Below are 12520 nucleotides of genomic sequence, written 5' to 3'. Positions count from 1 at the left end.
CAGATGCCCGCCATCACTTGGATTTCCAGCTATCAAGCCAGCGGCGGAACCCGTTGCGCTTTTCTTCGATCGCATCACCGGCGGCATAAATCCCATCTTCCATATTCTCAAGCATCGGGTCGATACGGCGTTGCCGGAACCGACGCCAGCGCACCCAAATAGCCCAGACGATGGCAAAGAAAACCGTCAGAAAGATGATGTTGAACCATGGGATCAGCCGCACATCAGGGCTGTCCACCGGGCGCACCGAGACCACATTGGGAAAGATCGACATAAGCTGATTGCGCCAACCATAATGGCGCAAAACCACCCATTGCGGGTTATCCGCAGTCGACACGAGATTGGTCAGTTCCGCCTGTAGGTTCGAACTGTCGAGTTTGAAATAGGGCGGCCAGCCCCAGCCGGTATCCTCATTGCGATAAACGCGCGGTTTCCCGTTCGGGCGGAAAGTTTCGACAAAGCGCACATCGCGGTTGGTGGTTTGCGCCCCTTCCTGACCGGTATCCTGCTGTGCCCAGAAGATCGAGTTCTCACCAAAATCGACGCGCCGCACCTCGGTTTTTACGATCCGCACCACATCTTGCTGTGGCAAGGTGTATTCCAGCACCGAGGCAACAAGCCCCCAAAACACGATGATGAATACCCATTTGACATAGACCATCTATCCGGCCCTCATTTGAAATTAGTAATATAGATTAGCAGGGCAATGGCCCCAAGCGGGATGACATAGACACCCAGCAGCAGTTTCTTGCGGAACGATTTGTCATATTGCCGCATTCCCCGCTCGAGAAAAGCCTCTCGATCACCGTGCAGCCCTTTTTTTTCCCAATGCGCGATCAACTTACGCCGACGGACGAGGCGGGAGTAGATCGACAGCCCGACATAGATCACGGTCAGAACGATCAGCAGTGGAATTAGAAAACGGATTGCGACAAGCATTCAATTCCTCCCAACTGCGCCCCAGGGACCAACGCGTGCGATGATGTCATCGCTAATCCGGTCACTGCCGCTCATGTCCGGTTCATGCCCGAACAGCGCAGCGCGGGCGCCCGCCTTGTCCACCTGATACTCGCGCGCAAGAAAGTCGGCAACATAGGCTTTCTTGGTCTCGGGCCAACCGGCATAGGTGTTGTAAAACAGTTCCTTGTGGCAGATGAACATTTGGCGCGGGTCCAGCGGGGCCAGCTCAGCCAGCAGCATGTTCACCAGATCACGGTTCGGCGTATCGGTGGCCCGCAACGTGTAGAAATAGGCCGGATGGTCCGAGGTGATGCGCGGCCACGGACCACCATCCTTCGCCCAGCGCAGTAATTGGCCCAAACCGTGATAAGCCTCGGGCAGGCGGTCTGCGTGATTACGGGCCAGCCGCCGCATGTCGCCACGATCCAGCCCCGTCAGGTCAACGCCCGCATCCGCCGCCGCGTCGACGGTCAGGAAATCCATCTTTTGCTGCAGGATCGCGGTGGCATCCACGCCCCGCGCTTTGACGATTGGTTCGACCAAGTCGTTAAAGTCAAGAAACTTGGCGATCTGATTTCGCTGCGACGGCTCGAACGTGTATTTGATCTTCAGATCCTCGGGCTTTTTGCCCATACAGATCGCCGCCGGGTGGTCCAGATCAGGAAACAGATAGAGCCCGCCGAAATGCGCCGTCCAGAAGTTGCGTTGCTCAAACGCGGTGTGGCGCAGGCGAACGGGGTTGCGGGTGACGTCACCGGTTTCCTTGGCCGTCTCGATCATCTTCGCGATCAGCACATCGTCGAACCAGGCGTCTTCTTCGGTTTTGAAGCGCTCGACCATGCCCGCCAGTTGCTGTGCTTTGCGCAGGGTGCCGCCTGCAGTGTCGGCCTCGATCTCGATCTTTTTGATGTTCAGTAGGTCACGCGGCGTGCTGAGTTTGATGACCGAGTTCACCAGCTCTCCGGCCACCGCATCTGTGGCGGTCAGGGCAAACAGCTGCGCCTCGTTCATCTCGATGAATTCGCGCAGAATATCGCGCGAGGTCGAGAATTTGACGTTCAGCAGGGGGCTGCGTTTCTGCTCGGTCGTCAGCAGGATGAACTGCCGGTTGACGCCGTTGGGGTTGAGGTAGAGCTCATCCTCCAGCTCGATCCCCACCTCCGGCGAATAGCCCGAGATATCGACATGGAAATCCGTCAGCGCCGTGGTCCTGCCCGCCAGATGCTGCAGCGCGCGGTTATACCGCTCGACCAGAGCCGGGCTGGAGATGTGGACGAGGTTGCCGAACATCAGGCCTTTTTCGATGAGGCGGATCATTTCAGCCTCTCCTTCGAAATATGGCGCATGCGCGTTTCTTTAATGCGGCTATTCTGAGCACTTATTCGACTTTGCAGTTCTCGCCGCGAAACAACGTCTTCAACGGCCGCGCGACGCCCTAAAGCGTGGTTCAATAGGCAGACCGCAACGCTCGAAACTACGATCAGCAGTAGGAACTCAGCTCCTCCTTCAGAGCCGGTAGAAAGAAGAAGGAGCCAGCCCCACAAACTCAGAACGGTCGGAACGCTACCGAACCCTTCCGAAAGTATCGATGAAAGAATGACCGGCCCAATGGGTACCACAACGAATACAAGTACCAAACTTACGAGCACCGCTCCAATTCCGGTGTGTTCGTCTCTCTTCAAACGAAGTTTTCCGGCGTGCCAACCCACAACCGCTGAAATCGCGACGGTTAAAAAATAATACGCAACAAGCGGCAGAAGATCATCCATTTCAGTTCCCCTCCAAGTACCGTCGTTTGGCCTCTTCCATCCGTCCCATCTCGCGGACGGCGTTTTCGATGGCGACCTCGTCGCTCTTGTCGGCATATCGGAACTCGCTGTCGGCGTAGCGGTTGATCTCTTGCATCACCATCTCGACCGTGATCGGCTGGCGTAGGTCCTCAATCATCGCCTTCTTGGTGTCGTAGTCGCGGAACAGGAACAGGTCGGGGTTTTCCATCCATTCGTCGGGCAGTTCGAAATCCATCGCGCGGACCTTGACCGCATCGGTGATGTTCTTGATCGCGCGACCGGTGAAACGCTCATCCGCCTGCTGGATCGCCTTGAGGTAGGTGCCCAGCTTGGCGATCGTGTCCATCTGGCCGATATCGCCGGACACCCGGTCATAGACCTGCAGCAAGGCGTCCTCATGCGGGCGGGAATGGCTTTCGAAACTGGCGGCGACGGCCTTTTTGATTTCCTGCGCGGCATAGGCTTCGTGCGCGCCCAGCGGGATGTCATGGTTGCGGCCCATCAGCAGGTGCAGGATGTCGATGTAATCCTCGCGCGTTTGCGGCCCGTCCACCAGGAACCGCGCGCCTGCCCGCTGGCGCAGGGCGTCGTCCACATTCTCGGGGTAGTTCGAGAACATGCCAAAGGTGCAGTTACCACGCACGACGGTGTTGGCGCCGGCAAAGCTCTCCATCAATACGGCGGTAATTTCCAGTTGCCCAGCTGACGACTGCCGGTCGCCGCGCTTGCCCGCCAGCTGGTCGATATCGTCGATGGTGCCAAACCCGATAACCGAGGGGTCGATGATCGTGTTGATGAAGGCCTTGGCGTTCTGGCCGGATTTGCCCTGATAGCTGTCGATATTGTCGGTGCTCAGGTTCTGATAGCGGAACGGATAGCCTGCGTTCTGGCAGTAGTCATTGATTAGCCCGGCCATCATCTGGATCAGGGTGGTTTTTCCGGTGCCCGGTTTGCCATCCCCCATAAAGGTAAAGATGAACCCGCCAAGCTCCGCAAACGGGTTCAGGCGGCGGTCGAAGTCATAGGCCATCACCATCTTGGCCAGCTTCATCGCCTGATACTTGGCGATGTGGTTGCCAACCACCTCGTTCGGTTTCTTGAACGTCATGGTCAGGGTGGTGGATTTGGCCTTCGAGGCGGGTTCAAACCCTCGGATCGTCAGATCATCGGCCTCGATATGCCAGGCGGCGTTGTGGAACGGGGCCAGATGACCAGCAGATTGCGCGCGCAGGGCGGCTTTTTCCATTAGCTGTTCAGCATAGGCGCTGGTGGCCGCGATCAGATAGGCATCGTCAGGGGCATGTTTGGCCAGCATCTGGTCCAGTTCCCACAATGCGCCATGCAGGGCGAGTTGACCGTTGTCGGTCAAGACCTCTTCGATCTCACCAATATCAGCAGTGGTTTCGTCAAGATGCGAGGACATCAGATAGGCTAAGGCATTGCCGAAAGTATGCGAGGTGATCAGCGCCTCAGCTGTCAGCAATTCCGAAAACTCGGTCTTGCGCGCGACGGGCAGATCGCCCGCAAGGTTCGCGCGCTTCAGGTCTGCCAGCGGTGTCTGTTCGGCATAGGCTTCAGCCACCGCCAGAGCAATGGCAACCGCACGGCGGATTGCCTGCTGCGTAGTGGCCTGCGGTGGCGAGACCAGCGCATCGCCATCATCCGAAGCTTCGATCCGTTCAACCAGATGCACCCCGTCGGCCCGCACAGTACGCCTTGTCACTAGACCAGGGGTCGTGGACCGAAACCGCCGCCCCGTGGACACACCCGGTGAACGCTCGACCGTCGCATCAACCGCCTTCGCAATCCGCGGCGCGTGTTCAAACCCATTCAGCAAGGCGGTCGCCGCCGGATAATGTTTGCGTATATCCGCCTCGCGCAATTCCATCTGATCAGACGTCAAACTCATCTCAAAACCGCCCTTGCTTCATCTTTTCAAAAATACTCTCGCCGAAGGCGAAATCCTCAATATCTCAACACCTGCCCGGTCTTGCTAACGACGAACTTGCGCACGTCGGCAAATCCCGGCGGGTTGCGCTCGGCCAGCACCTGGAACGGGCGCTGGGGCAGGATGATGGATCGCTGCGTGCTTGTGGCACCGGTCTCGGCCCCCTGCCCGCCGAACGGGTCCAAAGCGAACACCTCGCGTTCGACGGTGGAAAACCACCCGGCGCGTTCTTCGATCACGTCTTCGCTCTCCAATTCTTCAGTGGTCCAGGCCAGCGCCCAGTCCTGACCTTCGGGCGCTTGCGCGTCTTCCAGCACCTGCCGAAGTGGCCCGGATTGCTCCGTATAGGCCGAGGAATACATCGGGCCCACGTGGATGCGGCGCAGGTGTTTGGGGTGCAGGTCGTCGAAGTCCTGATCGAAACCTTTGGCGATGGTCACCAGTTTCAATCCACCCAAGGACTGCGCCATCAGATGCGCCTGCACTTCGGGCCAGCGGCGCTGATCCTTGGGCAGGGCGGTTTTGCCACTGTCCTCCAACTGCATTAGATAGATGACCGGCAGGTTGATCTGGCTGTCATAGACCGCCCAGTGGATCATGAACTTACGCCGCTCGCCCTCATTCCCGATCCAGTGACATTCGGGATCGTTGCGGGCCCAGAACAGCTGACCTTTCAGCAATTCCTCGTAATAGAGCCTTTGGGACAGCGCGAATTGCAGCTTGGTGGGGATTTCACGGTCGCCAATAATTGCCCGCACCATGTCGGTTTTCAGATCATCTTCCGAGGGCATATTCTCCAGATGCACCTGCGCCTGCTGCGCGTCATTGGCCATAGTCAACAACTCGGCCGCCACCGGAAAGCCGCTGTCTCGCTTGTCCATGGCAAGGCTGCCAAAGAACCGCCCCGTATCGCGCCCGACCAGCAGGTACTTCATGCTGAGCGCGCGGAAGGTGTAGAGCAGCCCCGAAAGGTAGCGCGACACGATCCGCACCTCTTGCTTGCTGATCGCGCCCTCGGCCTCCATCGTCGCGGCTACGCGCAGGAGGTGGACGGTGATCACCTCAAATTTGCGGAAATACCGGCGCGAGGCGAAGGTGTCGGTCAGGCCGACATGGTCTTGGGTGGGGTTAGTCATTATCCACGCGCTCTTTTCTTTGTCGGCGACCGAACAACTTCTCATCAAGCTGTTCAAGCTTGATGAGACCGTTGGCGAACAGAACGCAGAGGCAGAATGTCACCAAAAGAACACCCGCTATCAGCACAGGTTTAATCACCAAATGGTCTGGCATCCAATTAGCTGTCAGAAGAAGCAAAGTTAGGAACCCGCCAAAGACAACAAAGAGAATCCCTATCCTGAACCTGTCGCGTATTCCTTTTGGCTTGCCTTTGGAACGGAACGTCACTGAAGCGCCTCACCCGCCATACAAATTCTTATCATGCTTCTCGACAATCGAGGCAAACCGGCGGGCAAAGCGTTCATCCGCCTTGGCCTTTTTCTCCAGCACGTCGCGGGCAAAAACCATGTGGTCCTCATGCGCCTCAAGCATGTCAGCCATTTTCTGATTGGTCGCGGTGCCGATGGCAGCCATGGCAGTTTGCGCCTCTTGGTCCGTCTGCACGCCGATCTCGTTAATACGGTGGGCGACGTCCTGCTGTTGTGCCGTTTTCAGCGATTTGGTCAGGGCGTCATACAGAACCACACGCTGTTGGGTGTCTGTTTGCAGCTTGTTGATCAGCACCATCTGCGTCGCCGCCTGGTTCTGCAATGAATCGACCCAGGTCTTGCCCTTTTCGATATAACGCTCCAGCGTCTGAGACTTGGCCAGCTTGACCTGTTCTTCCTGAACCTTGGCGTTGTACTGCTTGTTCAGCTCGGCCAGTTCGGTTTCCAGCTGGGTGCGCGCGGCGGCGTCCTGTTCGACGCTGATCTTGTTCTCCAGCGTAATGATCGTCGGGTCCATGCCCTGAATCTCGGCGCGCAAGGCTTCCAGTTCGGCCACGGTCGCCTCACGGTCGTCCAGCGTGCCGGTCAGGTTGTCCTCAACCTTTACCCGCTGCTCCTCCAACACCGACAACTGCCCTTCCAGCAGCTTGACGATCACGTCGGATTTGGCGATCAGGTCCTGCAGCTTGTCGTCGATATTAGCGGTGCGCATCCGTTCCTGCCGCATCGACTCGGATTTGGCCTTTGCGAAGATGCCGACAAACGATTCCCACCCGGTTTTCGATCGCATCTCGTCGAAATCCTTGGAAAACGCGTTGGTCACATCGTCCAGACCCATGATCAGCTCGGCGATATTGGCGTTCATCACCTCGGTATGGGCATGCACGTCTTCAAGCGTGGCATTTTCGATGTCGATATCCGCCTCGGTGGTGCCGATCTTGGCGCGGGCGGCCTCAATCCGCGATGTCAGCCCTTCGATCTGTGATTGGCTTTCACGGACTTTCGCCTGAGTCTCTTCGATCAAGGCATCAAATTGATGGTTCGACATCTCTGCTATCCCTTTTTTCTTTATTTACCCAATAAGATAGGAAATGTTACGGGTATTTACATCCCCTTGGGTCCAAAATTCCTCCAGACTTTGACAAACTCAGCCTGAAAAAGATAGGCGTGATGCACAGCCTTGAACTGAAGGTTATTTGATCAAATCTGGATTGACCCGCTGGCGATAGTGGACATAGACATTCCCGACCCCACCTGATTGGGTGCGTTGAACCAATTTTCTGCCGGAGGCTGACCCATGCTGGACGCGACAACCGATCTGAAATCCCTTCTGAAAAACCCTGACCTGCTGGTGACCAAAGCCTATATTGGCGGTCAGTGGGTGGATGGCGACAATGGCACCCTTGCGGTGACCAACCCGGCCCGCGGGGATGTGGTGGCCGAGGTTGCCGATGTCAGCCGGGCGCAGGTGGCAGGCGCCATCGCTCAGGCCGAGGCTGCGCAAAAAGAATGGGCCAAACTGACCGGCAAAGAACGCGCTGCAATCCTGCGCCGCTGGTTCGACCTGATGATGGAAAACGCCGAGGATCTGGGCAAGATCCTGACCGCCGAACAGGGCAAGCCGCTGGCTGAAGCCGTGGGTGAAATTGCCTATGGTGCCTCGTTCATCGAATTCTTCGGCGAAGAGGCCAAGCGTGTGTATGGCGAGACCATCCCCGGCCATCAGCGCGACAAGCGGATCACCGTGCTGAAACAGCCCATCGGTGTGGCGGCTTCGATCACTCCGTGGAATTTCCCCAACGCAATGATCACGCGCAAGGCGGCCCCTGCGCTGGCCGCAGGTTGCGCCTTTGTGGCCCGTCCGGCGACGGAAACGCCGTTGTCAGCGCTGGTGCTGGCGCTGCTGGCGGAACAGGCGGGCGTACCTGCCGGCGTGTTCAACGTCGTGCCCTCGTCTCAGGCCAGCGAGATCGGCAAAGAGTTCTGCGAAAACCCCGGCGTGCGCAAGCTGACCTTTACAGGCTCGACCGAGGTGGGGCGCATCCTGCTGCGTCAGGCCGCCGATCAGGTCATGAAATGCTCGATGGAACTGGGCGGCAATGCACCTTTCATTGTATTCGACGACGCCGATCTGGACGCGGCCGTCGAAGGCGCGATGATGTGCAAGTTCCGCAACAACGGCCAGACCTGTGTCTGCGCCAACCGCATCTATGTGCAGGCCGGTGTATACGACGAATTCGCAGCCAAGCTGAAAGCCGCAACCGAGGCCCTGCACGTCGGCGACGGCCTGAACCAGGGTATCACCACCGGCCCGCTGATCAGTGATGAGGCCGTGGCCAAGGTGCGCGAACATATTGCTGATGCCACGGAAAAAGGCGGCGTTATCCTGACCGGTGGCCTGCCGCATGATCTGGGCGGCACGTTCTTTCAGCCCACCATCGTCACCGGCGTGACGCAGGACATGAAGGTCGCGCAAGAGGAGACCTTTGGCCCGCTGGCCCCTCTGTTCAAGTTCGAGGACGAGGATGATGTCATCGCCATGGCCAATGACACGATCTTTGGTCTGGCTTCCTATTTCTACGCCAAAGACCTGAGCCGCGTCTACAAAGTGGCCGAGGCGCTGGAATACGGCATCGTGGGCGTGAACACCGGCATCATCTCAACCGAGCTGGGCCCGTTTGGCGGTGTCAAACAATCCGGTCTGGGCCGCGAAGGCAGCCATCACGGCATGGAAGACTATCTTGAGATGAAATACATCTGCATGTCGGTCTGATCCGCTTGGGCCACCGTCAGCAGGCGGTGGCCATACTTAAGGCGCGCGTCATCCAACGTAATTGCGCCCTTCCGGCTAGGCAGAAACACAGCTACAGGGGCCTATTCCACTCTTTGGGCCTCAATCGAGATCATCGCGGCGACTTTATTTGAGAAGAATCGATGCTCGGTCCAAACTGCTCAACGTCAGCCGGGAATTCGGCAACGCTACAGCGTCAGGATTTTACCCGCTGCAGCCCGTGAACGCAGCTTTCATATGTTCGACAATTTCAGTTCTGGACGCGAGTTATCGGCAATCTCAAAACTAATTTTCACTTTTTAGTCCAAACACATCATGCTTGAGCAGCGGACAATACAAAACTGTCAAGCCCAGTATTTTACAAATACAATCATCCAAGCTAATATATCTCATTGATTGTTAGTGGGGTTTCTCTCATGAGTAAGATTAGAGCACTCATAGGTGCAAGCTTTGTGTCGATATTTGCTGTGTGCGCACATGCCACAACAATCAATGTGGTCGAATTTAACCAAGAAGCGTACCGGGCCATGAATGGTTCTGTCTTCGAGGGCTTTGAAGCACTTGGCGGCACTCATGGTGAGGGTGAAGTGGCAAATGGTTTCTCAACCTCTGTCGGGTCATTCTCTACACTGGGCGGTGTCGGCACAGGTGGCACGGTATCCGGATTGGAAGGCAACACCGGCAGTATGCTTGCCTTGCGGCAAGGACACGTTTTTGGGCGCGAGAGCACGTCCCCTGACAGAGGATCCTGGTTCATGGATAGTAATGATACCTGGGGGCTGAATTGGGACGTCGCACTTGCCGACGGGAAATCGTTTAGCAAATTGATGTTCGCCATTACCGACGCCAGCGATGCCGGTGGATTTCTGCGCATCAGTGCCGTTGGTGTGAACCATGAACTCAGATCCGGCCGCAAATTGCGGGATGGCAACGTTCGGCTGGTGACCATCGATTTTGGCAGGCCAACCAGAGCGGCAGAAGTGTCACTTGCCAATTATGCATCAGAGGGGGGGGAAGGTTCATTTTCGAACGACGGCTTCTCGATCGACGGAATACAGGTCGCGGCTGTTCCGTTGCCGCCTTCACTTCTGCTGTTGGGAAGCGCGTTTTTAGGCTTGGGCATTGTTACCCGCCGCAGAAGAAGACAAATCACAGCTTAATCACGCTTTTTGGAGTAGGGATATCTGCGTCATAAAGTAATGGTGAATCAAGATTTCGGGCGTTTGCAACCCTGCAAGCGCCTTTTTCAATAGGACGACCCTGTCCGATCGGCAGATAAAGCCCGACCCAAAAACAACGCCCCGCGTCTGGAGGAACGCGGGGCGCATGGTGCGACGACCCAGAGAGGAGGAGATCGCCGCGGCGTGTGGGTTGACCGCCTTAGTTCACGGCTTTGGCGTCGACCACATCCTTTTCAATGGCATTGGCCGATGCGATCTCGATCCGGCGCGGTTTAAGGGCCTCGGGCACCTCGCGCTTCAGGTCGATATTCAGCATGCCGTTTTCGTGGTTCGCGCCGGTAACACGCACGTGGTCGGCCAGCGCAAAGCGGCGCTCGAATGCACGGGTGGCGATGCCACGGTGCAGGTAGCTGCGCTCTTGGTCTTCGGCGGCTTTCTTACCGGCGACGATCAGCGCGTTTTCCTTCATTTCGACCGACAAGTCATTTTCCGAAAAACCGGCGACAGCGACCGAGATGCGATAGGTGTCGGCATCGGTTTTTTCGATGTTGTAAGGCGGATAGCTGGGCTGAGCCACGTCATTGGTCAGAACGCGGTCCATCATGTCTGCGATCTGGTCGAAACCAATGGTTGCGCGGTGCAGCGGTGCAAAATCAAAAGTACGCATGTGTCATATCCTCATATCTGAGCGATCTACGATTTGCCCTCCGTTCGGACGGGCGATTGAGCATGCCAGGCCCCGTTCACGGCGACCCGGTACAACTCACATGGGGAGCATTTCGAACGAGTTCAAGACCCGTCGGATGAGATGAATTTGGCACCGGAACTGGACTTGTCCGACCCCACCTGCAACCGGCGGATCTTGGCCTTGGGCTGGGGTGCATCTCGGCGCAGGTCAGCTTTCAAATCAGAAACGATCCCAGACAGTTCCATGCCATACCCGACCTTGCGCCGACCATCAAAACCACCCGCGGATACAACCGACAGAATCTGCCAGCGCGGTCCCTTTTTTGCCAGAATGGCCGACCCCGAAGACCCAAAGGTTACGTCACAGTCAAAGCTGATCAGCCCGCGACCGCGTTGAAGGATGCTGCACGAACGCTGGCGCGTAATTGCCTCGGATCGGCCTTGCCCGTAGGATGCAACGCTGATCTCGTTGTCGTTGATCCGTCCCTCGTACAACGCAAACGGATCGGCGACGCCGTGCGGGACCGGGGTATCCAGACGCATCAGCGCCACGTCGATGCGAACTCGCGGTGCCGAGACCGGCGCATTGGCCACAAAATCCGGATGGGTGGCGATCTGGATGACTTTGCGGTCGGCCAGAGAATTACCGTTGCTCAATCCGGCACGGAACGTCACTTCTCCGGGTTTATAGGGCCGGCCGGTGGCCTTATCCAACGCACAATGAGCCGCCGTCAGAACCAGATCCCGTGCAATCAGCGTGCCGGTGCAAAAGCCCTTATTGCCGATATCCAGACGGCCCACCGCCTCCCAGCCATAAAGGTCGTCACGGTCCGTCAGCTTGCGTTTTGCGGTTTGCGCATGGGATGCAGTCGACAAGACAGACAAGCATAAAAATGTGCCCAGCAGAATTCGTATCATGGCTTGATGAACCTCGCGCCAATGTTTCTTTTGGATGTACCCTCAGGGGTCGCAGCCAGAAACCCGCGCCCAGCCGACAGTTCAGCTTGCAACAGGCGCAGCGACCCTTCGACCGGGGTACCGACGGCAACGCGCTGGCCGTTCAACTCGGCCTTGGCAGCCACCACGGACACGATGCGCGGGCGGTCACCCTCAAAGGAAAAAACCGGCGCGCCCGAAGAGCCGAACTCGACATCGCAGGACATCACCAGAACTTCTGACCGGCGGGTCATGACCGAGCAGACCTCTTGCAGCGCCGGGGCTTCGGCCCTGTCCTGTCCGTACGAGACAACGCCCACCTCTTCCCCACGACGGGGGCGATCGCCGGTTTCAAACGGGATCACAGTGGTGTTGCGAATGGGTTGCCACAACTCGATCAGTGCAATGTCATTGCGCAACCGTGCCGTCGAAGTTTCGTTGTCATAGCGATAGTCCGGATGCACCACCGCCTGCCGCGCCGCACGATAGGCGGACGCGCGGCCCAGACGCCACGCCGCCAAAAACTCGACCCCGGACAGATCGATCCGCTGACCGGTTGTTTTGTCGTACAGGCAATGCGCGGCGGTCAGCACCAAAGTCGGTGAGATCAGCGTACCCGTGCAAAACCCCGATCCGTTTATATCCAGACGGCCAACGGCCATCCACGCCCGCCCGGCATCGGTGGTATCCAGGCTTTTTAGCCCACTATCCTGCGCCGCGGCCGCTATCGGCATCAATGCCAGCGCTAAAGCCCTGATCCAGTTTTGCAAGCGGTTCTCCGG

At 57.6% G+C, this 12520-nt stretch carries 13 protein-coding genes; 2 read left to right on the top strand and 11 right to left on the bottom strand.

Going from position 1 to position 12520, the window contains the following annotated elements; translation table 11 throughout:
- Positions 1-13: 13 nt before the first annotated feature.
- From ACR0M2_RS16600 to ACR0M2_RS16565, 8 genes are read right to left on the bottom strand one after another with little or no spacing between them, the layout of a single operon-like run.
- Complete coding sequence (locus tag ACR0M2_RS16600) at positions 14-661, bottom strand: DUF1523 family protein (protein WP_480706103.1); 648 nt, start codon at positions 659-661, stop codon at positions 14-16.
- 11 nt (positions 662-672) lie between these two features.
- Entirely contained in the window at positions 673-939 is a 267-nt protein-coding gene (locus tag ACR0M2_RS16595; RefSeq protein ID WP_170361871.1) for a hypothetical protein, read from the bottom strand.
- Positions 940-2277 (bottom strand): DUF6638 family protein, encoded by a 1338-nt coding sequence (locus tag ACR0M2_RS16590; protein WP_226689701.1) that lies wholly within the window; start codon positions 2275-2277, stop codon positions 940-942.
- A complete protein-coding gene (locus ACR0M2_RS16585) occupies positions 2274-2729 on the bottom strand; it encodes a hypothetical protein (RefSeq protein WP_480706101.1) in 456 nt (151 codons plus the stop codon). The genes ACR0M2_RS16590 and ACR0M2_RS16585 overlap by 4 nt, the downstream gene beginning before the upstream one ends.
- A 1-nt stretch (position 2730) precedes the next feature.
- Positions 2731-4659: an AAA family ATPase gene (locus ACR0M2_RS16580; RefSeq protein ID WP_480706099.1), complete on the bottom strand. Its 1929-nt coding sequence runs from the start codon at positions 4657-4659 to the stop codon at positions 2731-2733.
- A gap of 56 nt (positions 4660-4715) precedes the next feature.
- Entirely contained in the window at positions 4716-5834 is a 1119-nt protein-coding gene (locus tag ACR0M2_RS16575) for a hypothetical protein (protein WP_170379315.1), read from the bottom strand.
- Positions 5827-6102, bottom strand: a complete 276-nt coding sequence (locus ACR0M2_RS16570) for a hypothetical protein (protein ID WP_170379317.1) — start codon at positions 6100-6102, stop codon at positions 5827-5829. Before ACR0M2_RS16570 ends, ACR0M2_RS16575 begins: the two co-directional genes overlap by 8 nt.
- 9 nt (positions 6103-6111) lie before the next feature.
- Positions 6112-7191: a coiled-coil domain-containing protein gene (locus ACR0M2_RS16565; RefSeq protein ID WP_170351872.1), complete on the bottom strand. Its 1080-nt coding sequence runs from the start codon at positions 7189-7191 to the stop codon at positions 6112-6114.
- Positions 7192-7440: 249 nt separating this feature from the next.
- On the opposite strand from ACR0M2_RS16565, the gene ACR0M2_RS16560 reads away from it, so the two are divergent.
- Positions 7441-8916, top strand: a complete 1476-nt coding sequence (locus ACR0M2_RS16560; RefSeq protein ID WP_170361865.1) for an NAD-dependent succinate-semialdehyde dehydrogenase — start codon at positions 7441-7443, stop codon at positions 8914-8916.
- A 434-nt stretch (positions 8917-9350) separates the two neighbouring features.
- On the top strand, positions 9351-10094 hold the full coding sequence (locus ACR0M2_RS16555; RefSeq protein WP_480706097.1) for a hypothetical protein: 744 nt from the start codon (positions 9351-9353) through the stop codon (positions 10092-10094).
- Between the two features lie 220 nt (positions 10095-10314).
- On the opposite strand, the gene ACR0M2_RS16550 is transcribed toward ACR0M2_RS16555, so the two are convergent.
- The 3 genes from ACR0M2_RS16550 to ACR0M2_RS16540 all read right to left on the bottom strand — a co-directional run bounded on the left by ACR0M2_RS16550 (position 10315) and on the right by ACR0M2_RS16540 (position 12508).
- Positions 10315-10782 (bottom strand): Hsp20 family protein, encoded by a 468-nt coding sequence (locus ACR0M2_RS16550; RefSeq protein WP_480706095.1) that lies wholly within the window; start codon positions 10780-10782, stop codon positions 10315-10317.
- A gap of 122 nt (positions 10783-10904) precedes the next feature.
- Positions 10905-11720 (bottom strand): trypsin-like serine peptidase, encoded by an 816-nt coding sequence (locus tag ACR0M2_RS16545; RefSeq protein ID WP_480706093.1) that lies wholly within the window; start codon positions 11718-11720, stop codon positions 10905-10907.
- A complete protein-coding gene (locus ACR0M2_RS16540; RefSeq protein ID WP_226689697.1) occupies positions 11717-12508 on the bottom strand; it encodes a trypsin-like serine peptidase in 792 nt (263 codons plus the stop codon). Before ACR0M2_RS16540 ends, ACR0M2_RS16545 begins: the two co-directional genes overlap by 4 nt.
- Positions 12509-12520: the final 12 nt, after the last annotated feature.

It is taken from the genome of Ruegeria sp. BE10, assembly GCF_056538905.1.
Note: the sequence above shows the minus strand (reverse complement) of the source record. Positions and strands in the feature narration are given on the sequence as shown.